General features: G+C 27.1%; 23 protein-coding genes and 1 riboswitch. Of the genes, 11 read left to right on the top strand and 12 right to left on the bottom strand.

The genetic code is table 11. The features are described 5' to 3' along the window. Window positions 1-142 precede the first annotated feature (142 nt). The 7 genes from I1A51_RS08400 to I1A51_RS08370 all read left to right on the top strand — a co-directional run bounded on the left by I1A51_RS08400 (window position 143) and on the right by I1A51_RS08370 (window position 5,705). Complete coding sequence (locus I1A51_RS08400) at window positions 143-658, top strand: GNAT family N-acetyltransferase (protein ID WP_196892961.1); 516 nt, start codon at window positions 143-145, stop codon at window positions 656-658. Window positions 659-675: 17 nt separating this feature from the next. After that, window positions 676-1,314, top strand: a complete 639-nt coding sequence (locus tag I1A51_RS08395) for a DUF2459 domain-containing protein (protein WP_196892960.1) — start codon at window positions 676-678, stop codon at window positions 1,312-1,314. A gap of 81 nt (window positions 1,315-1,395) precedes the next feature. Continuing rightward, entirely contained in the window at window positions 1,396-1,917 is a 522-nt protein-coding gene (locus tag I1A51_RS08390; RefSeq protein WP_196892958.1) for a hypothetical protein, read from the top strand. A 119-nt stretch (window positions 1,918-2,036) separates the two neighbouring features. Continuing rightward, window positions 2,037-2,591: a Crp/Fnr family transcriptional regulator gene (locus I1A51_RS08385; protein WP_196892956.1), complete on the top strand. Its 555-nt coding sequence runs from the start codon at window positions 2,037-2,039 to the stop codon at window positions 2,589-2,591. Window positions 2,592-2,655: 64 nt separating this feature from the next. Beyond that, window positions 2,656-3,558, top strand: a complete 903-nt coding sequence (locus tag I1A51_RS08380; protein ID WP_196892954.1) for an oxidoreductase — start codon at window positions 2,656-2,658, stop codon at window positions 3,556-3,558. 3 nt (window positions 3,559-3,561) lie between these two features. Then, complete coding sequence (locus I1A51_RS08375) at window positions 3,562-4,221, top strand: NAD(P)H-binding protein (RefSeq protein WP_196892953.1); 660 nt, start codon at window positions 3,562-3,564, stop codon at window positions 4,219-4,221. 44 nt (window positions 4,222-4,265) lie between these two features. Continuing rightward, window positions 4,266-5,705: a hypothetical protein gene (locus tag I1A51_RS08370; protein WP_196892951.1), complete on the top strand. Its 1,440-nt coding sequence runs from the start codon at window positions 4,266-4,268 to the stop codon at window positions 5,703-5,705. Window positions 5,706-5,713: 8 nt separating this feature from the next. On the opposite strand, the gene I1A51_RS08365 is transcribed toward I1A51_RS08370, so the two are convergent. The 4 genes from I1A51_RS08365 to I1A51_RS08350 all read right to left on the bottom strand — a co-directional run bounded on the left by I1A51_RS08365 (window position 5,714) and on the right by I1A51_RS08350 (window position 8,426). Further along, a complete protein-coding gene (locus I1A51_RS08365) occupies window positions 5,714-6,787 on the bottom strand; it encodes a hypothetical protein (RefSeq protein WP_196892949.1) in 1,074 nt (357 codons plus the stop codon). A 210-nt stretch (window positions 6,788-6,997) separates the two neighbouring features. Next, window positions 6,998-7,489, bottom strand: a complete 492-nt coding sequence (locus tag I1A51_RS08360) for a hypothetical protein (protein ID WP_196892948.1) — start codon at window positions 7,487-7,489, stop codon at window positions 6,998-7,000. Beyond that, window positions 7,486-8,007: a hypothetical protein gene (locus tag I1A51_RS08355; RefSeq protein ID WP_196892946.1), complete on the bottom strand. Its 522-nt coding sequence runs from the start codon at window positions 8,005-8,007 to the stop codon at window positions 7,486-7,488. The genes I1A51_RS08360 and I1A51_RS08355 overlap by 4 nt, the downstream gene beginning before the upstream one ends. Further along, window positions 7,968-8,426, bottom strand: coding sequence for a hypothetical protein (locus tag I1A51_RS08350; RefSeq protein ID WP_196892944.1), 459 nt, complete (start codon window positions 8,424-8,426; stop codon window positions 7,968-7,970). Before I1A51_RS08350 ends, I1A51_RS08355 begins: the two co-directional genes overlap by 40 nt. A 106-nt stretch (window positions 8,427-8,532) precedes the next feature. Here I1A51_RS08350 and I1A51_RS17635 point away from each other — a divergent pair, with 106 nt between their 5' ends. Further along, entirely contained in the window at window positions 8,533-8,910 is a 378-nt protein-coding gene (locus I1A51_RS17635; RefSeq protein WP_231373993.1) for an alpha/beta fold hydrolase, read from the top strand. Next, window positions 8,891-9,325 (top strand): alpha/beta hydrolase, encoded by a 435-nt coding sequence (locus I1A51_RS17630; protein WP_231373992.1) that lies wholly within the window; start codon window positions 8,891-8,893, stop codon window positions 9,323-9,325. The genes I1A51_RS17635 and I1A51_RS17630 overlap by 20 nt, the downstream gene beginning before the upstream one ends. 56 nt (window positions 9,326-9,381) lie before the next feature. On the opposite strand, the gene I1A51_RS08340 is transcribed toward I1A51_RS17630, so the two are convergent. Beyond that, entirely contained in the window at window positions 9,382-12,672 is a 3,291-nt protein-coding gene (locus tag I1A51_RS08340; protein WP_196892943.1) for a M4 family metallopeptidase, read from the bottom strand. Window positions 12,673-13,419: 747 nt separating this feature from the next. Here I1A51_RS08340 and I1A51_RS08335 point away from each other — a divergent pair. Further along, complete coding sequence (locus I1A51_RS08335) at window positions 13,420-14,049, top strand: CatA-like O-acetyltransferase (protein ID WP_196892941.1); 630 nt, start codon at window positions 13,420-13,422, stop codon at window positions 14,047-14,049. Here the strand turns inward: I1A51_RS08335 and I1A51_RS08330 are convergent. The 5 genes from I1A51_RS08330 to I1A51_RS08310 form a co-directional block, all read right to left on the bottom strand. Next, window positions 14,042-14,773, bottom strand: coding sequence for an SOS response-associated peptidase (locus I1A51_RS08330; protein WP_196892940.1), 732 nt, complete (start codon window positions 14,771-14,773; stop codon window positions 14,042-14,044). The genes I1A51_RS08335 and I1A51_RS08330 overlap by 8 nt on opposite strands. Before the next feature lie 2 nt (window positions 14,774-14,775). Then, window positions 14,776-16,053 (bottom strand): Y-family DNA polymerase, encoded by a 1,278-nt coding sequence (locus tag I1A51_RS08325; protein WP_196892938.1) that lies wholly within the window; start codon window positions 16,051-16,053, stop codon window positions 14,776-14,778. Continuing rightward, on the bottom strand, window positions 16,053-16,502 hold the full coding sequence (locus I1A51_RS08320) for a LexA family protein (protein ID WP_196893182.1): 450 nt from the start codon (window positions 16,500-16,502) through the stop codon (window positions 16,053-16,055). Before I1A51_RS08320 ends, I1A51_RS08325 begins: the two co-directional genes overlap by 1 nt. Window positions 16,503-16,650: 148 nt before the next feature. Next, window positions 16,651-17,721 carry a DUF5074 domain-containing protein gene (locus tag I1A51_RS08315; protein WP_196892936.1) on the bottom strand — a complete coding sequence of 357 codons (1,071 nt, stop codon included), beginning with the start codon at window positions 17,719-17,721 and terminating at the stop codon, window positions 16,651-16,653. Between the two features lie 3 nt (window positions 17,722-17,724). After that, entirely contained in the window at window positions 17,725-19,566 is a 1,842-nt protein-coding gene (locus I1A51_RS08310; protein WP_196892934.1) for a TonB-dependent receptor plug domain-containing protein, read from the bottom strand. A 32-nt stretch (window positions 19,567-19,598) separates the two neighbouring features. Next, window positions 19,599-19,808: riboswitch (cobalamin riboswitch) on the bottom strand. A gap of 132 nt (window positions 19,809-19,940) precedes the next feature. Here I1A51_RS08310 and I1A51_RS08305 point away from each other — a divergent pair. Further along, on the top strand, window positions 19,941-20,444 hold the full coding sequence (locus I1A51_RS08305; RefSeq protein ID WP_196892933.1) for a bifunctional adenosylcobinamide kinase/adenosylcobinamide-phosphate guanylyltransferase: 504 nt from the start codon (window positions 19,941-19,943) through the stop codon (window positions 20,442-20,444). Window positions 20,445-20,469: 25 nt separating this feature from the next. Here I1A51_RS08305 and I1A51_RS08300 read toward each other — a convergent pair whose 3' ends face one another. Together I1A51_RS08300 and I1A51_RS08295 are read right to left on the bottom strand one after the other, a co-directional pair. Next, window positions 20,470-20,970: a sensor of ECF-type sigma factor gene (locus tag I1A51_RS08300; RefSeq protein ID WP_196892931.1), complete on the bottom strand. Its 501-nt coding sequence runs from the start codon at window positions 20,968-20,970 to the stop codon at window positions 20,470-20,472. A gap of 6 nt (window positions 20,971-20,976) precedes the next feature. Beyond that, on the bottom strand, window positions 20,977-21,537 hold the full coding sequence (locus I1A51_RS08295) for a hypothetical protein (RefSeq protein WP_196892930.1): 561 nt from the start codon (window positions 21,535-21,537) through the stop codon (window positions 20,977-20,979).

Here is a 21,537-nt window from a genome sequence, read left to right as displayed (position 1 = left end):
AAAAATCGGTGTTTTAATTAATACCGATTTTTATTTAAAATATATATTTATTCTGATCTCATTCGAAGATTTTTTAAAGAAAGATTATTTAATTCTAAATAATAAATTACATTTATTAAATCAATTAATTAAAAAAAACATTATGAGTCAGAGTAAAATTTATGAAACAGAACGTTTAATTCTACGTGCTTCTAATTTATCCGATGTAGATTTGGTTATAAATTTATTAAATACACCAAAATATATCGAATTTATCGGTAATAGAAACATAAATACTACAGAACAAGCAGAAGAACATATTAAAGAAAGAATGCTACATTCCTATGAAAATTTTGGCACTGGAAATTTTACAATTATCCGAAAAGAAGATCAAAAGAAAATTGGTTCTTGTGGAATGTATGATAGAGAAGGTGTAGACGGTTTAGACATTGGTTTTGCTTTCTTGCCAGAATTTGAAGGAAAAGGATATGCTTTTGAAAGTGCTTATAAATTAAAAGAAATTTTTGTAGAAAAAGGTTTAGATAAAATAAGTGCGATTACTTTAAAAGAGAATTTAAGTTCGAGAAAACTTTTAGAAAAATTAGATTTAGAATTTCAAGAAATAATTAAAATACCAAATGATGATGCAGACTTAATGTTGTACGTTTGGGAAAAATAAAAAGAATAAAAAAATCGATGAAAATTATAAAGAGAATTTTAATAGGATTCCTATTAATTCCAGTTCTTTATGGAATAATTTCTTTAATTACAACTTATATAACAATTCACCCGAAAGAACTTTCAGAAGAAAAAAATAAAATTATTTATTTAGCTACAAATGGTGTGCATTTGGATATTGTTTTACCCGTTTCCGAAATGAATTCCACTCTAAAAAATGGACTACATTTTTCAAACAATTCAAAATATATTGCTTTTGGTTGGGGAGATAAAGATTTTTATTTAAATACGCCTTCTTGGAGTGATTTAACTTTTAAAAATGCAATGAAAGCTCTTTTTTATAAAAGTGAAACTTTAATGCATTTGACAGAGTTTTATAGACAAGAATCGGATTGGGTTAAAATAGCTGTTTCTGATGTGGAATTAAAAAAAATGAATACATATCTTGAAAACGCATTTCAAATAGAAAATGATAAAAAAGTATTACTTCTAAATGAAGGATATGGTTATGATGACCAATTTTATAAAGCAAATGGAAGTTATTCTTGTTTTAAAACTTGTAATTCTTGGGTGAATAATGCTTTTAAATATGTAGGTTTAAAGCATAGTTTATGGACTCCATATAGTTTTCGTTTGATAGATTTGTATAAAGAATAAAATAATATTAGAATAGGTTAAAATGTTATCAGTTAGTTTATTGTCAATGTTTTATATTTGATTTATTACAAATTGTAAAGAATGAAAAAGTTATTAGTTTTAATTTTTGCATGTTCACTAACATCATGTTTAAGTTTAGAAGAAAAAAAAGCAAAAGCGGAAGAAGAAGGTAATTCTTTAGTAGCAATTAAATCTAAATTAATCAAAGGAGCAGGAGATGCATTAAAAAGCGACGGAAAAGAAGCAGCAGAATCTGCGAGTGAAGGTTTAGGAGAAGTGATTAAAGGAACAAGTTCTGGTTTTGATAAAAGTTTATCTCGAGTAAATGTTCAAACAGATTCTATTTTTTCAAACTATTTTGAATTAGGAAGAACTGCAAGAGAATCAGAAAAAGATTCTTCAAAAGTTGTTGTGTATTTAATTGCAAATAAGAATTTTGATGGGAAATTGAAACTAAAAGCATTTGATAATACAAATAAAGAAATGGGAAGAACTACAATCGCTGTAAATCTAAAAGAAGATGATGCAACTTATGTAGATTTCTTTTTTAATAAACGAACACCTTTAACACAAGTAGATTTTTATAAAATCGAAATAAAATAAACGAAACTTACATCTAAATTACTTACTTTAATAAAAGTCAAAACCAGAAAGAATTTTCTTTCTGGTTTTTTCTTTTGAGATTAATTCTATTTTTGAATTCATTTTTTTAAATTGATAAAATGAAAAAACAAAAACACGAATTTTCAGAGGAAATAATTAATGAATTTAAAGAAATTGGAACTTTAAAGAACTTTAAAAGTCATGAAGTTTTAATTAATCATGGAGAAAAAGTAAATAAACTATATTTAATTTTAGAAGGAGGAATGGTTTTACTTTTTATTCATCCAAAAACTGGCGCTGAAAAAGCAATTAATTTTTTTATTCCTTCTTTTCATCCTTTAGCTACAATCGCGGAATCCTATTATCATGGAAGTAAATCTATTTACCAATTAAAAACTTATACAAATACAACTGTTTTAGAAATTGATAAAAGAGATTTTGAATATTTTCTTGAAAATTCTAAAAATGGACGATTTATTTACGATTATGGTTTAAAATCACTTCTTCAAAAAAATACAATTCGAACATTATTGACGAATCTTACAAGTGAAGAAATGTTAGTTTATTTAAAAGATAATTTTCCGCAAATTATTCAAAATATTCCATCAAAATATATTGCAGATTTCTTAGGAATTACACCACAATGGTTAAGTAAATTAAAACATAAACTCTGATTTCTGAAATTAGTTTCAGAAATGGTAGTATCTTAATATAGAACTTTGCAAAAAACAAATCACAATGAAAAATAAAAATTGGGATACTACGAAAATGCCTAATCAAAAAGGCAAAAATGTCATTATTACTGGTGGAAATACAGGTTTAGGTTTTCAAATGAGTTTGGAATTTGCAAAGAAAGGCGCAAATGTGATTATTGCATGTAGAAATGAAGAAAAAGGTTGGAAAGCTGTTGAAAGAATAAAAAATGAAATTCAAAATTCCGATACAACTTTACATGTGATTCCTTTAGATTTAACGGATTTTAATTCTATTGAAAAATTTGCAAATGAATTTATCTTAAAATATACACATTTAGACGTTTTAATCAATAATGCTGGAGTTGTGAATTTAAAAGAAAAAGGAACAACTGCTTCAGGTTTAGAAATGCACATGACAACCAATCATTTTGGACATTTTGCTTTAACAGGAAGATTATTTCCTCTGATTAAAAAAACAAAAAATGCTCGTGTTGTAACTATGAGTAGTGGAGGTTATCGTTGGGGAATTATTGATTTTGATGATTTAAATTGGGAAAAACGACCTTATGACCGAGTGAAATCTTATGGAGATAGTAAACTTGCTAATATGATTTTCATGCGAAGTTTACAGTTGAAATTTGAAAAGGAAAATATCGATGCTATTTCTATAGCTGCGCATCCGGGTTTATCTGCTACAGAAAGACAACAAACAATTGGAATCGGAGGAAAGTTGACTAAAATTTTAGCACAACCAGTTTATAAAGGAGCTTTACCTGCATTAAAAGCTGCAACAGATCCAGAAGTGAAAGGAATGGAATTTTACGGACCAAGATTTGGAATGTTTGGTTATCCAAAACTTGTGAAAATAAAACCAATGGTTTTTGATGATGTTGTAGCGAAAAAATTATGGAAAGTTTCAGAGAAAACAACAAATGTAAAATTTTAAATTATGAAATATAAAGCAGTTGTTATTGGTGCGACAGGTTTGGTTGGTGGACATTTAGTTCAATATCTAATTGATGATGAAAATTGTACAGAACTGCGGTTGATTGTACGAAGAAAAACTAAATTTGAACATATAAAGATTAAAGAATTTCAAATAGATTTTGAAGATTTTAATGATTATTTAAAATACATAAAAGGGGATGTTTTATTTTCTTGTTTAGGAACTACAAAAAGTCAAGCAGGAAGTAAGGAAAATCAATATAAAGTGGATTATATTTTTCAGTTTTACGCTGCGAAAAGTGCAAAACAAAATAGTATAAAAACGTATGCTTTGGTTTCTTCTCCTTGGCAAGATATAAATTCTTCAAATTATTATAGAAATATGAAAGCAGAATTGGAAGTTTCTATAAAAGATTTACATTTTGATAAAACGATTATTTTACGTCCAAATGGTTTGGTTGGAAAACGAGAATTAGAAAGAAAATGGGAAGGAACTGTAAGTAAAGTTTTTGATTTTTTAGGTTTGATTATTTCTCCTTTGCGAAAATTAAAATCTATAAAAGGAAAGAAAGTTGCAGAAGTTTTATGGAAGTTGAATTATAAAATTCAAAAAACGGATGAAAATTTGATTATTTTGAGTAGGAATGAATTATTAACAGTTTGAGATTTATCATGCTGTTTTTTATTTATTTTTGTGAAAAATCAAAAATGAAAACGTTAGAAAATTTAATTAAAAAATATACTTTCGAAGAAAAAGTTCCCACTTTAAATGAATTGTTTTCTTTTATTAAAGAGAATGATGATAAAATAGAAAAAGAAATTTTGATAGACACATATGATTCAGAATTTTGTCAAAGTCATTATGATTATATGTGTGGAAAATTCAACGAATTAGATTGGATTTTTGATTTACTTAAAACGGTAGAAAATATTAAAATACTTTCTCCAGATTTTGATCAATATTTGTATTACAAAGCACATATTTATGAAATGCTTTCGAGTGTTTCAAAGCAAAAGCAAGAAAAATTAGAATATAATCAACTTTGTTTGGATTATTTAAATCAATATTTAAAAGAAAATAAGGAAAGTGTTACTACTTTAAATGATATTGCACAAAATATATTTGTTCGATGCCAACTTCAAAATGATTTTCCCAAAAAGAATTTGAATAAAATAAAAGAATTGCTTTTAGAAGCTATTATTATTGAAAGAAAAGAAGAAAATCAAAGAGGTTTTTTTGCTTTTAATGGTATGGCAATTCATTCTTTTTTAGATAGACAATATAGTTTTTTAGGTTTAAAATTTGAAAATTATCAATTTTATTTTAAAGATTTTCAGACAGATTTTAAAAAAATAATCCTTCCATTTGCTGAAAAAGATCCAATAATTTATTTTCATTGGATAGAAACATTATCAAGAATTACGGAATGGATTAAATATCCAAGTGAAGAAACTTGTAGAATTTCTCAGGAAGACGTTGCATTAATTTGGAAAGAAATTAAAAAACTTTCTAAACATATAAGGAATTTAAAATTAGAAGATGAACATTTTTTGACTTCTATTGGCCATCTTTTTCATAAAATAGCAAAACATGAATTGGATTTAGAGTTTTTTGAAATAGCATTAAATTATTATCAAAATGCAATTATTGTAAATCCAAAAACTTGGACAAATCCTCATTATGCAAGTGAAACATTAAAAGATATGGCTTTTATTCATTTAAAAAAGGGAAGAAAAGAAACTGCGAAAAAGTTATTTTTACAAGGAAATACTATTTATGAAAATGCTGAAAAAGAAATAAATGATTTTCAGTTATATATTCATTATGCTGACTTTTTGATGGAATATGCTAAGTGTTTTGAAAACTACACGAATAAAGAAACATTTTTAGAATGTAAAAAGTTATATGAAAAAAGTAAAGCTTTAGGTAAAAATTTTTATACAGGTCCTTTTTATGGTTTGGCAAAAACAAATTTATTATTAGGAAATAAAGATACTTGTTTAGAGATTTTAAATGAATGTTGTGATATATTTTCTAATGAATATCATACACATAATTTTGATGATATTTTAAATGATGAAGATTTTGTTGAGGTTAAAAATGAAATTTTGAGAATAAGAGAAGAATTTAAATTAAAAAAAGACTAATATTTTAATTAGTCTTTATAATATATCATTCCTAATTGCTCTTTTAGGTTTTTTAAAATCATAATTCCTTTAGAATCAATTTCTGTGATTAAGATAGAGCTTGGATTATTCATTTTATCATTAAAAAAAATATTTGCATGTTTTTCGTATAAATGTATTGCTTTAATTTTTTCAAATGGAATTTTAAATTGTTCTCCATATTCTTTTTTAAATGTAATATCAATGACATAAATAAGAGATATTAAACCTAAAAAGATAGAACCATTTAAAATAAGATTACCTTCTTTAAAAAAATATGTTATTAGTAGAAAAACAGCAAATAATATTAAAATAAAAGAGAAGCCTGTTTTTTTATTCTTTTTTCTGGAGGTGTAAATAGATTTTTCATCTAATTTACGAGTTTCATGCCAGTTGCCAGTATTCGTTAAATATATATTTTTAGTGTCAATATTTACATAACCAAACTCATAGTCAAACCATTCTTTTTCAATTTTAATAGTTGATTTTTTTCTATGTTTTTTTAAGAGCTGCTCAACACCTTTTCCATTTTTAACTAGTTTTTTCGCTAATTCAAAATTCCAACTAATTTCTGGCCTAATGTGTGGCCCTTCATGCCAAGAATCATGTGTAACTTTATTTCCAAAAGCTTCAATTAATTGAACTAAACTTTCCGTTCCACCAAATGGAATACCATGTTGTTCAATAGTAAGTTTCCCTTTATTGTAATGTTTTTCAATAGAGATTAAATCATACTCACCCTCGAAAATTGTGCTTATTGTTCCATCAAAACTCCAATTATCATTTGTGTTAAACATCGGGTGATGAATTCTTATTTGTGGATCCGTTAAATGCCAAAGTTTATTATAGATTTTTTGTTCTTCAGAATCAAGAATTAGTTCTCTTTTATTAAAATATTGAATTGCATTTTCATCTAAATAATGATTCCAATCTTCCAATTTATCTGAAGGTTCGATATTTGTTTTGAAATAAGTTTCTTTTTCTCTTTTTATTTTTAGAAAGATATTTTTTAGTAAATGAAATCTTTCTTCATTTTCAATTTCAAACTCTAAGTATTCTTGCATTTTTTATTAGATTTAAATAATAACAATTTCTTTTTCAAAGCAAATTTATAAAAAAAAGAAAATAGAATAGAAATAAAAAATCTGCTAAAATTAAGATTAATTTCAACTGATTTCTTTTTTATTTTGAAAGCTTATTATAAATACTTAAAGTAAGACTAATGATGAAAAACTAAAAGAAAATGTTTTGTTTATAAAAACAGTTTTTGTTATTTAGGGGGATTGTCCTAAAACCATTTTTATATCATCAATATTTTTAAAATAATTGTCGCTTTTTAATTTATTTTTTTGATATAATTCCTCATTAAAACAACTTATAAATCCATTTACAAAAGCATTATATGAAGCTTTCCACCAATTACAAGTCGGATGAAAACCAATATTAGTGATTTCAAAAGTTAGATTAATATCAATTCCTTTTATTGCAGCAACATAATTTTTCAATTTTAAACAAGTATTGCTAAGAATTCTTAATTGATTTTGTTCTACTATATAAGGAAATAAATCATCAGAAATATTCCATTTAATATAACCGTTTTGTTCTTCGGATTTATATATTTTAAATTCAACATGTGCATAAATATCATGACCTCTAAAAAAACCAATTCCTTTGACTTCTTCAAAATTCCATTTTAAAATTTGTTCCCTTACTGAAAATAATTTTTGAAAAGAACTATCATTGTTAATTTTTATTTGTTTATTCATTTGTTTCTAATGAATTTATATAGTTTATTAAAACTAAAATCATTATCACTTATTTGTTCAATATCTCCATTTTTATGAACGATATGTGCTTTTGTAATTTTGAGTGTAAATTTTCTTAAAAGCTGTTGTTCTGCTGGATGAAGATCAGTAAATATATTAGATAGATAAATATTAACATATTCTTTGTTCTCAACTTTAAGTGTCAGTTCGTTAGGTTTTGTTCTTGCCCATCTTCGATTCCATTGACTATTGCTGATAAATAAAGGAGTTCGTTTAAAATATCTTTTAAATACAAGCTCAGTTATAATGATTTTAGTGTTAGGATTATTCGTAGGAATATGTATTTCTAAAATATCTGGTTTAGAAAATTTAGAGACAGGTTTTATTTTAATTTTATTGAGGGTGAATTCTGGGGAATAAATTCTGTTTTGTGATATGCCATGAAAATTGAATATTACAATGAAAATAATAAAAATATTCAATTTAAAAGGTATTCTTTTTCTGTATCTAGTTTCCATGTTTTTAATATTGATTTTCTACATGCTTGTGTTAAGTTTAATGCTTTTTGTTGAAGTTCATCACTATCAATTATTTTAGATTCAAATTCTTCCAAACTTTTATAATAATTAATTAAAGCTTCTTCAACTCTTTTATCAGAAACCATATTAACTGTACCATAATAACAAATTCGAAATTCATTTTTTAGTTTTGTAAAAGAGCTAGTTTTAACTGAATCAGGGTCTATTATGCTAAGTTTTGCAGTAATTTCAGTTAGTTTTTTATACTGTTCTAATTGTGTACTATAAAATCCTCTTTTAAATTCTAAAATACTATTTTCAGAATATTGGTAAATACCGATTATGATAACAATAATTGTAAGTAATGCAGAGAATATTTTTGTAGTAATATCCCATTTATTGTAAGACTTATCTTCCATTTTTAATAATTATTTATATTAATAGCAAAATATGTGTTAAATTAATGTAAAATAATTTAGTTTTACGAATTATTTTAGATATTTATTGAGTTATTAAAATTGATCTATGAAAAAGTTTTTAATTGGGACAGGAATTGTACTTGTTTCTATTTATTTAATTATTTGTGTTTTATTATATTTTTTTCAAGAAAAAATAATTTTTATTCCAACAAAACTTTCAAAAAATCATTCATATCAATTCATTAATAATTTCGAAGAAATTTTCGTTGAAGTAAGAGATGAAGTATCTTTAAATGGGTTATTATTTAAAGTAGAAAATCCAAAAGGAATTATTTTTTATATGCATGGGAATGCAGGGAATTTAGATTCTTGGGGAAATGTAGCTGAAGTATATAATACTTTAAATTATGATGTTTTTGTCTATGATTATCGAGGTTATGGGAAAAGTGATGGAAAGATAACAAGTGAAGAACAAGTTTTTTAAAGACAATCAAATAGTTTATGATTTTATCAAGAAAAAATATCCAGAAAATCAAATTACAATTTTAGGTTATTCAATAGGTTCTGGAATGGCTTCGAAACTTACTTCAGAGAATAATCCAAAGCAATTAATTTTACAAACACCATATTTTAGTTTGACAGATATTATGGAGCAAAATTTTTCTTGGATTCCTAAAAGTATTTTAAAATATAAATTTGATTCTAATGAATATTTAAAACAAAATAAATTACCAATAACGATTTTTCATGGAATTTCTGATAGAGTGATTCCTTTTAATTCTTCATTAAAACTGAAAAAAAATCATCCACAAATTAATTTAATTTCCATAGAAAATTTTGGTCATAATGGAATGACTTTTAACGAATTTTATTTAAAGAAAATTAAAGAAGTTTTATAAAAAACAAATGCCATCCAATCGGATGGCATTTGAGTAACATTAATAATTCAAGAAAATTATTTAATGAATAACTTTTTAGTTAAGCTTTTTTGACCATCACTTACTTTGATTAAATACATTCCAGTATTTAAATCTTGTACATTCACAGGTCTGTTTGAAACTTTTCCAGCTTTAACTATTTGCCCAAATAAATTAGTAATTGTAAATTCTGTATTTCCTCTTTCTCCAGAGTAAATTGTAATTTCTCCAGAAGTTACAGGGTTTGGATAAACCTCTAATGTAAAGTTAGGAGATGTTTCATATCCAATTGTAGAATAAGGAACAGAATCAGCAGTTAAACCAACTGAAGAAGAAGTTCCAATATTTACTGTATAATCTTCAACTTCTCCGAAACTAAATGTTCCACATGGGTTTACTGTTGGGTTTCCATTACCATACATCATTACAACTCTCATTCTTGTATTTCCTAATATAGCAGAGTTAGGAATTGTAAATGTTTCAGTTAAGTTTCCAGAACTTGTCGAAGCACCAGAAGAAATTAGTTCACCAGATTCAAAACTTCCATCTTGATCAAAATCAATCCAAATTCTCCAGTTTTCCATATAAGCACTTCCTGAGAATCCAGCACTTACAGTTAATACGTAAGTTCCTCCTCTTGAAACATTAGCAGTTTTGTTTGTGAAGTTTCCATATCCACCATTACTTCCAGTAACATTGCTCATGTTTGCTAATTTTACATAATCAATCCACTCATCGCTTGTGCTATTTCCACTTGCTGTACAATAAGAAACAGTATTTGATAAAGTTGTTACACTAACAGTATTACTAAATCCAGAAATATTGTTTGCAGCATCTTTTGCTTTAACTCTGAAAGTATAAGTAGTACTTGGAGATAAATCTGAAATTTCAACATTAGTTCCTGTTGAAGAACCAATTTTGTTTGATCCAATATAAATATCATAACCAGTAACACCAACATTATCAGATGAAGCATTCCAAGTTAAGTTTGTTGTTGTTTTTGTAGTTCCAGAAGCAGCTAAACTTGTTGGAGCAGAAGGAGCTTGTGTATCAGCCGTACTTCCTCCAATATTTACAGTATAATCTTCTACTTCACCATAAGTAAATGTTTCACAAGCAGTAGAAACTTTATTATATTGCATAGTAACTCTCATTCTAGTTTCTCCAGTCGCAGCTGATGTTGGGATAGTGAAAGTTCCAGTTACAGAAGTATCTTTAGAAGGAGATTTTGACCAAACTAATTCTCCAGCATCTTCGAAATCTAAATCGTTGTTATAATCAATCCAAACAGCATATCCTTCGCTAAAAGCATCTCCAGTCCATCCTGGTGTAATTGTAATTGAATACGATTGTCCTTTACTAACATTTGTTGACATTGAAGTGAAATCAGCATAACCTCCGTTTGATCCGCTTGTATTATTAATTGTTCCTAATTGAACTCTATTAATATATTCATCACTTACATTAGTTCCTTTAGAATCACAATATTTAGGTGTTCCATCATCATATTCTTCACCAATACCTACAGCATAAAAAGCATTTGTAGTAGCGATAACTTCAGTAGAATTTGCTCCATATAAATCTTCAGCAGATTGAATTCCATAAGTTCTCGCATCAGCATAAGTAGAATTTGATGTTAAATAAACACTTTCTAAACGGTAAGCAATACGAGCTGCTTTGTCCATAGTGATTCCTGTTACATTATAACTATCACCTTTGTCATTTGTTCCTGCTTTACCAACAGTTAAAATATAGAACCAGTGATTTAAAACCCCACTGTTTGTGTGAACTCCACAATAATCATTGTTTAATGTAGGTACACCACAATTTACATTTTTCCAATATGTTCCTTCATAAGTATCAGGTTGTCCTTTAGCTTTAGGGTTACTCATTGAACGTAGAGCAATAGAACCACTTCTTCGATCGATTTCTTCTCCTAATAACCATTCGTCTTTATCTGAATCTGTAGCTCCAGAAAATACTTCTACAGCAGCAGCCCAAATATCAGAGAATCCTTCATTCATCGCTCCTGATTCTCTTTGATAAGCAAGTTCTGCCGTATAATCACAAATAGCATGTCCAATTTCATGGGCTGCAATATCAACACTTGTTAAAATGTCAAAATTTCCATGTCCTTCGTTTCCGTTTGAACTTCCATCTCCGTAAGACATTACAGATCCATTCCAGAATGCATTGTCATAATTTGTTGAAACGTGAACATAATTTCTAATTTGCGTTCCGTTTCCATCAAAACTATTTCTATTGTGTTTGTCTTCGAAATAGTCATATGTTTTCATCGCTCCCCAGTGTGCATCTAAAGCTCCATTGTCTTTACCTGCACTATGCTCAGAAGTTGTCCAATTGTTATTATTATCCGTAAATTGCGTATAATTATTTACATAAGGATATGTATTTCCAATTGGAGCAATGTTTTTAGCATCTCTTGTATAAATTTTTCTTCCAGAATCACTTAAAATATAACTCCCACCACTATAAGCTGTCTCAATTGTTTGCGTTCCGCTATATCTTGTTTGTGCAGTTCCAGAAGCAACAGCCATAGGAGTAGCTTCAGAAGCTACAGATCCATAATTAGGAACCATTGAAACTTCGTGATTATGACTATCTTCTCCCGTGTGTCCTAAATTTCCGGCATGCTTGATGATGGCATTGTAGAATAAAACTTCTCCTGTTTGCGCATCCACATAAACATCACCACGGCTAAGCGGGCTAGTTGCATAAATATCAAATTTATACACAAGTTTTACATTGTTTTCTAAATCTTTTCCTCTATCAAGAGATTCGTAGTTTGGAATAATAACTAATTCTCCTTCAGGTTTTTCATAGTTATCCATTGCTTTCGCACTTTCTGGATAATCCCATAAATATTTTGAAGCTCCAATGTGTTTTAAAGCATAATCAAAAGCTTGTTGTGCTGAAAGAGTAGGAGTTGTGTTTAGATTTTTTATTCTATACATTTCTCCATTAATTGAGTTCAATTTACCACTCTTATAGTGCGCTAAATATGTAGCAAATTCAACTTTAATTCCCTTATAATATTGCTGATATTTTTCATGAATAAAACCAAAGTCATCATTAAATTGTTTGATTTTAATAAATGAATCTTCAGGGTTTAATTCTAAATAATCAGTAAAAGCTGACTGTATATTTTTTTGAGATAAATTCGAGTTTTCTTTAAAGTTGATGAATTTTGGGGCTCCAAAAGCATCAGTGTGCTGGTTTTTAACGGCGTCCGTTTTTTGTGCTGACATCGATAATGAAAATGCACAAAAAAGTGAAAAAACTAATGGACTTACGTAGTTTTTCTTCATGTGTTTTTTAAAAAAATTTGAATGTTAAACAAATAAACTATCTCATTCTATTCTTTGAATTTCACACTCTAGCTAGCTGTAATGTTTTGAAATGATTTCTCTAATTGGATCCTTTGTACGTAATTATTGAAATATATTTCAAGAAAATGTGTGTAATAAATTCAAAAATAAAATTTGATTTTAACGAAATACCGGAATAATAATAGCTGTAATGTTGTGTGTTTTGGTATTTTATTAAAAATAATTCTATGAAAAAGAATTCTCTCAATCTTATTGAATGTGATAGAACTTGGAAAATTTTTAGAAAATTTTCAAAAAACTTAAATTGATGTCGCAATATAAAATCATCAATAAAAGCAACTTTTTCACTTTTTCACTATCAATATGTTTTTCTGTTGAATATTGTTTAATTCATTTGAAAAACGAATATTTATTGTTAATTATGTATCTTATTATTTTAATTATTGTTGTTTTTAGAATCGATGTAAAAGTATAATAAAGAATTTTAATCTTAACTATAGTTTAACCGTTATGTTTTATTTTTATTGAAAATAAATTAAAATATTTTTTTAGTTAAATAATATTTATAAAAAAACATAAAAAAATATAGATATGTTAAAATTTTAAGATTTGTTTTTTGTGAATATTTAAAAATTTTACAAAAAATTAAAGGATTTAAAGAGCTTTTTCTCTTAAAAAAGCGTAACTTATATAAAGTTATAATTTTTTTTGATAAAAATCTAAAAAATGAAAATCATAAATAAAGAGAATTGGAAGCGGAAGGAATATTTTAATTTTTTTAGAAATACAACAAATCCAAGAATAGGAGTAACAGTCGATTTGGACATTACAAATGGATATCATTTTTGTAAAGAAAACAAAAAATCTCTTCACCATTATTATCACTTTCAAGCACATAAAGCATTAAATTCTGTAGAAGAATTAACTTATAGAATTCAAGGAGATGATATTGTAATTTATGACAATTTAGATGTTGTAACTGTTCTTTTACATGAAAATAAAACGTTTAAATTAGCTAGGTGTAATTATTTTAATGATTTTGAAATCTTTACTAATCATGCTTCAAAAGAGTTTGATAAAGCTTTGTCTCAGAAGGATATGGGAATGGAAGTTTTAACACCTACGCATAATTTTGTTTTATATTCTACAGTTCCAAAATTGAAATTTATCAGTTTGCGATTTTCTCTTTTTGATCCACATGTTACTTTTCCAAAAGTTGGATTCGGAAAAATTAATCAAGATGGAACAAAATTTTTGATGCCTATGCATATTGAAGTGCATCACGGTTTGGCTGATGGTTATCATCTTGGACTTTTTGTAGATAAATTTCAAGAATTATTAGATAATGTTATTTAAAAGTAACGCCATAATCTACTTTTTCTAAAATATATGGTTCATTGGAATCGATTTTTGGATGAAATAAATCTCTGTTTACAGTAAAATAAGAAACATTTTTTTCAGAATAAGGCATTTTAATCATTTCTAAAATGTCGTTTTTAGATTGATTTTCATCCAACCATTTTTTTTCAGTTGCTTTAGATAAAAGAACAGGCTGACGCTTTTTTGTATTATGAATTTTAGAAAATAGAGGAGAAGCTTCCTTTGTCAAAACAGAAAAAGTAACTTTTTTTCCAACTATAGAATAAATTCCTGCAAGCGAAAATGTACTTTCATCTTTTGGTGAAACATATACAGGATATTTTTGTTTTTCAAATTCATGAGGTTCAAAAAAACCAGTTACTGGAATAATACATCGTCGTGTAAAAATTGATTCTTTGTAAAGAAAATGTTTAAATAATTTTTCTGATTGCGCATTCAATCCTCCTCCGAATTTAATTGCTTCTTTATAATAATTATCTAATGAATCTGGATGTACATTTTTAGGAGCAATTCCCCAAATTCCTGGAAATAAAACCGATTTTTTTTCTTGTGGAATTACTAACATATTCGGATGAGAAAATCCATTAATATGAAATTGTGGAACATCAAAATATGGTCGATTTACTTTTTCAGATAATTTTACATTATATCGACTTTCTAATTCTTGGACTTTTTTTGTTTGCGAACTATGAAAACACATATCTATTTCTTTTTATCTTTTTTCACATTGATATTAATTATCTCATGAATATTTGTCGAATATCTCGGAGATAATTTTTCTTGTTTCATTTTCCATTGTTTATCCAAAGATTGACTTCCAAATTTGACTTTATTATTTCCATAGGAAAAGTTCAAACGATCTACAATTTTCATTAAATTTTCGTGTTTTGGATTTTCTTCAGAAAACAAACTAAACTGTTTTTGATTATTTGGCGTTAATCCCATAACAATCACACCAGCTTTTTTATATTGATATCCTTCTTGAAAAATATTTCTTAAACCTTTTGTCGCATATTTTACCAAATCAATACTAGAATTTGTAGGAAATTCTGTATTTATAACAATGTTTTTTCCATATTGAGGTAAATCTTTTCGAAAACCATTTGTATGTAAAAAAATCATAAGCAAATTACATTGAGAATTTTGTTTTCGGAGTTTTTCGCCACAAGAAATTGCAAAAGTTGCTATTCGTTCCCGAATATCTTCATAATCAGAAAGCATTCGATCAAAAGAACGAGTTGTAGCAATCATTTTTTTGGAAGCTGGTTGTTCTAAATCCAAAGTTGGTTTTCCTTGTAAATCATGTTTTAATCGCAATCCGACAATAGTCATATTTTTTCGAACCCAATCATCTGGAAGCTCTGTAAATTGAAAAGCAGTTTTAACTTGAATATTTCGCAATCTTTTTGCATGTCGTCTTCCAATTCCCCAAATATCTTCAATAGGAAGCCATTTCAAAGCTTTTAATCGTTTTTCTTCAGAATCAATAATATAAATTCCATTCGTTTTTTCTGAAAATTTCTTGGCAATTCTATTTGCAACTTTCGCTAAAGCCTTTGTTGGTGCAATTCCTATGCTTATTGGAATTCCAGTTCCTTTTGTAACTTTTTGTTTCATTTGAAAAGCAATTTTTTCTAAATCAAAAAGCTCAAAACCATCAAATTTTAAAAATGCTTCATCAATACTATAAATTTCAATTTCTGGAGTAAATTCAGAAAGTAAATTCATTACACGACTGCTCATATCACCATAAAGAGCATAATTAGAAGAAAAAATATGAATATTATGTTTTTCAAAAGTAGAAGCAAATTTAAATGCAGGAGCTCCCATTGGAATTCCAAGTTTTTTCGCTTCATTAGAACGAGCAATTACACAACCATCATTATTGGAAAGTACAACAACAGGTTGGTGATTTAATGCTGGATTAAAAACACGTTCACAAGAAGCATAAAAATTATTACAATCGATTAAAGCAAACATTAAAAACTCTTAATTACATTGGTTACAATTCCCCAAATGATAAAGTCATTTTCTTTAGTAACTTTGATTGGTGCATAAGCATCATTTTCAGCAATTAACCAAATAATATCCTTTTCTATTTGAATTCTTTTTACTGTAAATTCTCCATCGATAAAACAAACTGCAATTTTATTATCTCCTGGTTCTAAACTTTTATCAATAATTAATAAATCTCCATTACTGATTCCTGCATTAATCATAGAATCTCCTCGAACTCTTCCATAAAAAGTAGTGCTAGGATTTTTAATTAAATGTTTGTTTAAATCTATATTAATATCTAAAAAATCATCTGCGGGAGAAGGAAATCCAGCGCTAATTCCACTGGAAACAAAAGGTAAGTTTATTTCTGTAGAAGTATCTACATTATAAAATTCAATAGTTTTGGCATTATATATTTTTCGTAACTTCATCATTTCTTTCTAACATTCTTAATTGCCTGTTACAAAGGTATTAAAGTTTTAAGTTTTGACAAAAAAGTGAAAAAAGAAACCTTAAATGAAAACATAAAAAAAGCTACCCAAAATGAGTAGCTTCTTATTTAGAATTATACAACAAAATTTAATCAATTTGATTAAACACAACAGCATTTGGAATGATTCCTACTTCTAAAGATTTTTCTTCTGTGAAAGAGTTTAAATCATAAACTTTTACTTCACCATAAGAAATATAATCTTTAGCGTCCGTTACAAATACCTTGTCTTTTCCTACTTTTAAACCATAAGCATTTAATTCAGATAATTTTGCTTCTGTTGGAATTGTTTCAATAGAAGAATCAAAAGAATATAAACTTCCATTTAATACATAATAAAACGTATTATTATAAAAGTTTAATAACCCTGGATGCTCAGAAGTTTCAAAGTTTATAGTTTTTTCAATTTCTAAAGTAGCCGTATTAATTTTTGTGATTGAACCTGCTGATTCGCTTCCTGTCCAAGCTGCTTTTCCAGCTCCTAAAACCCAAAGGTTTCCTTGAATATCCAAAGCTCCAGAACTAGGAATATCTCCAACAGTAATTACTTTTGTTACAGAATCGTCATTTGTATTAATTACGGAAACTTTATTGTTTTGTCCCCAAGCTCCTTGATGTAAAACGAAAACTTTATCGTCAACATTAAAGATTTTTTCTGGACCTAATTCTACAGGAATTTTTTCAGTAACTGTGTTTGAATTTAAATCTAAAACAGCAATATAATCATCTGTTTCATCTGCTGTATCTCCCCAGTTCGTAACATAAGCTTTTGTTCCAAAAACAGTCATAAATCTTGGATTATCTAATCCTTGATCAATTGTAGCTTCTTTTTCAAAAGTATAGCGATTTACAACTTGAATTACATGTGAATCATTCACAACGATATAAGCTCGGCTTTTATTGGTAATCATTGATTGCGCTAAACTTCCTAAATCCTCACCATTTACAGTTTTGAAAACATTTTTCTTTACCTCAGAAAGATCGTAAGGGATAAAAGAAATAGTTCCAGAAGTATTTCCGAAACTTCCTTCGTTTACTACAAATAATCCGTTATCATAATCTCCTAATGGAGCTGAAGAACTATCATCATCATTACTACATGATGCAAAAAATAAACTCACAGATGCTAATAAAGCAACAGATATTTTTTTAAAATTCATGGTCTAAAATTTATATGTAAGTGTTAATTGAAAATTTCTATTTGGCATCGGTCGATTATAAACAACCGTATAAGGTGTATTGTAAATATTATCCATTTCAAGTCCAATGTCTAAACTGTTTTTTTGAAGCAAGAAGTTATAAAAAAATGAGATATTAGAGACATTAAAACTATCAATTTTTTGATCACTATTTGTAAGATTTTTTACTGAATCAGTCCATAAAAACTGGTAATTAAAACTGAAAGATTTATAAGAATAAGTAAAAGATTCTGTTGTTTTAAATAATGGAACATACATTAGTTGTGTATCTAATTCAGCATCTTTTGAAACGGTATAACTAAAGTTTGTATTCAATTTAAATTGATGATTTCCAAATGTATATTTATACATTCCTGAAAACTGAATTCCATGACCTTTCATTTCAGCAACATTAATTGGTTTCCAAACATTTCCTGTAGGTTTCCACTGAATCATATTTTTGCTTTGAATTAAATAAGTTGTTAAATTAAAATGAAAGTTTTTAAACTGAAAATAGTTCCCAATTTCTATTTGTTTTGAATCTTCTGGTTTTAAATCTGGATTTCCTTGATTTGGCCAATATAAATCGTTGAAAGTTGGTGTTCTGAAATTTGTAGAAGCACTTGATTTAATTGTATAAAATGGAAGAATTTGATAAGAAAAATCAATAGCATAAACGAAAGGAACCTCATAAGATTTTGTCCATTCCTTTCGAATATTTACACCATAATCAAATTTGTTGGTTAAATAGTGTCTAAATAAAAAATAAGAAGCATAAGTATTTCGTTGGTGACTTTCTACAGTTCCGTCACTCCAATTTTTTGTGTATTCGACACCAATTCCTGCTTTAATTTTTTCTGAGACTTTATGGATAAAATCGTATTTCGAAATAAAAGTTCTTCCTTTTCCAAAATCATGATTTTCATTTTCTCTATTAGAAAAATATTGATATAAATCTTGAATAAAACCAAATTTTAAATTTGAATTACTTTTTTCTGAAATGAAATTCCATTCCAGTAAAGTTCGAAGATTTTCATCTTTTTGTTTATCTCTTGCTTTATTAAAAAGGGTAGAAGAAAGGTTTCGATCTAATAAATTTCCTAGAGAATAAAACTTTAAAGTATTTTTAGAATTAATTTTTGTAGCAACATTTAATCCAATATTTAAACCTTCATAACTTCCATTATTTTTTTTAGAAGTTCCTAAAAATTTATAATCATTTTCAGATTTAAATGCATTTGCTGAAAATTTAATCGCAAATTTTTCCGTTGCAAAATCCAATTGATATCTTGTTTTATAAGTATCAAAACTTCCAACAGTTGCACTAATTTGATTTTTAAATTTATCATAAAAAGCAAAGGTGTTTTCTAAAAGAATTGTTCCACCAATTGCTCCAGAGCCATAAATTACACTTCCTCCACCTTCACGAACTGAAATTTGATCTATACTATTCGTGAAAACAGTATTAAAATCTGTCTGTCCATTCATAAAAGAATTAATTGGAATTCCGTTCCAAACAACTGAAGTTTGCGAAGAAGAAGTTCCTCTAAAAGAAATAGAAGACAACATAGAATTGGAATAAGATTTTAAATAAATGGAAGTATTTTCTTGTAGGAAATTTCCCAAAGATTTTGTGTTTTTTTCTAATTCTACTTTTTTGAAATTATAAATGTTTAAACCAGAAGAAAAATCGCGTAATTTGATTCCTGTGATAGTAACTTCTTCTAATTGCTGAATGCTATCTTTAGATTGTGAAGTTTGTGCGAAAGAAAATAATTGTAGCAAAAATACTACAAAAAATAGTATAAAATTTCTTGTTTTGTTCATGTTTGTTCACTTAACCTTTCACCCGAAAGTTGTTCTTAACTTAGTTTTTGGCAGGTCTCCTGGCTTGCATTTTATCAAATTCCTTCCCATTTAAAAAACAGTGGATTTTTTATCTGATAATTTTTCTAGCTTACAGTTGCGGGGACAGCTTATGATTTTCACATAATTCCCTTTTAAGAATTAACAAGAATTTTATTAATTCTTAAAACCAATTTAATTGGTACACCAAAAACTTCGGCGAATGTAATTCAAATTTTTTAATTATTTGATATTTTAGATAAAATTATTTTATTGCAGTTTTTTTGAAAAGAAAAAAGCAAAAGAATTAAAAGTCATAGAAAAAATGACTAAATTTTATAAAAAAATAAAACGATATGATTTGTTATATAACTGGAGGAGAACGTTCTGGGAAAAGTAGTTTTGCAGAAAAATATGCAAAAAAAATAACAGAAAAACCTTATTATTTGGCAACTTCAAGAATTTGGGATACAGATTTTCAAGAAAGAGTAGATCGTCATATTTCAGATAGAGATGAAAATTGGACAACAATTGAAGAGGAAATTAATTTAGTAAATGTAATTCCAGAACATTCTGTGGTTGTTATAGATTGTGTGACACTTTGGTTGACAAATCTTATTTCAGATCATAAAAACGATTTTGAAAAGTGTTTGATTATTGCTAAAAAAGAACTTTTTAAATTAAGTGAAAAGAAAGCGACAATTATCATTATTTCAAATGAAATTGGAATGGGATTACATGCGCAAACGCATGTTGGCAGGAAATTTACCGAATTACAAGGTTGGGTGAATCAAGAAATTGGAAGATTGGCAAACGAAGCGTATTTTATCGTTTCAGGGTTACCAATGCGATTAAAATAAAAAAAGCCGATTCATTCGGCTTTTATTACTTTTTATAACGTTCTTGAATTTGATTTCTATGTCGAAGTTTAAACTGTTTTAAGAGTTTTCGATTAAAATCAATTTCCGCCTTTCTCAATAATACAATTTTTTTTGGAGGTAAAATTTGCTGAATTTTCTTGTAAAATTCTACCTTACTTGTATAATTTCGTTGTTCAATATTCTCTATATCAATTAATAGTTTTTTTGCTTCAGTTTCAGAAAAACTATCTGCTTCTTTTATTTTTTTAAAAACACGATGTTCTTTTTTTCTATTTTCATCATGTTTATCTTCATAAGCATTATACAAAGGCCAAAATTCTTGTGCTTCTTTCACTGATAAATCCAATGTTTCAGTGATGTAAGCTACTTTAAGAGCTCTAATTTTTTCCATTCGCTCCTTAGACATTTTTCCAGGAGGATGTGGGCGAGGTGGTCTTTGTGCATTTACTTGATAAGAAGTAAAAATGAACAAGAAAAATGTTACTATGTAAATGTGTACTTTCATTATGATTTAATTTTCAGAATCCAATAAATCTTCTATTTCAATATCGTTTAAATATAATTCTAAATCTTCGTCACTAATAGTATTAGTGAAAAGTATATCTTGTCCTAAAAGATCCTCATTATCTTCGTATAAAGCAGCTAATTCATAAGTTCCTAAATCACCAGTTTCATTAGTAACCCAATTATTTAATTCATTATTAGAAATAGAATCAAAATTTAAGGAATTTTGTTCTTTTTTCGTTGTCATAATCCAAATAATTAGAATTGCAGCAGCTGCAACACTTGCAAATCTATAGAAATTAGAAGTATTTAAAAATCGTATTTTTGATTTCTTTTCTTCTTTAGGTAAATTCTCAAATATTTTTTCCTCTAAAGAGTCGAAATATAAATCTGGAACTTTCATTCCTGTTTTCGTAGATGATTTTTCTTTAATTTCTTCTTCCAGAATTTTAGACATAAGGTCATCTTCAAATGATTCAAAATAAGCATCTGGTGTAGAGAATCCATTTTTTTGATATAAATCTTTTTCTCTATTTAAAAAATCATTATGTTTATCATCTTTTTTCAT

Origin of the sequence: Aureivirga marina (genome assembly GCF_015767265.1) — a bacterium.
GTDB lineage: Bacteria > Bacteroidota > Bacteroidia > Flavobacteriales > Flavobacteriaceae > Aureivirga > Aureivirga marina.
Note: the sequence above shows the minus strand (reverse complement) of the source record. Positions and strands in the feature narration are given on the sequence as shown.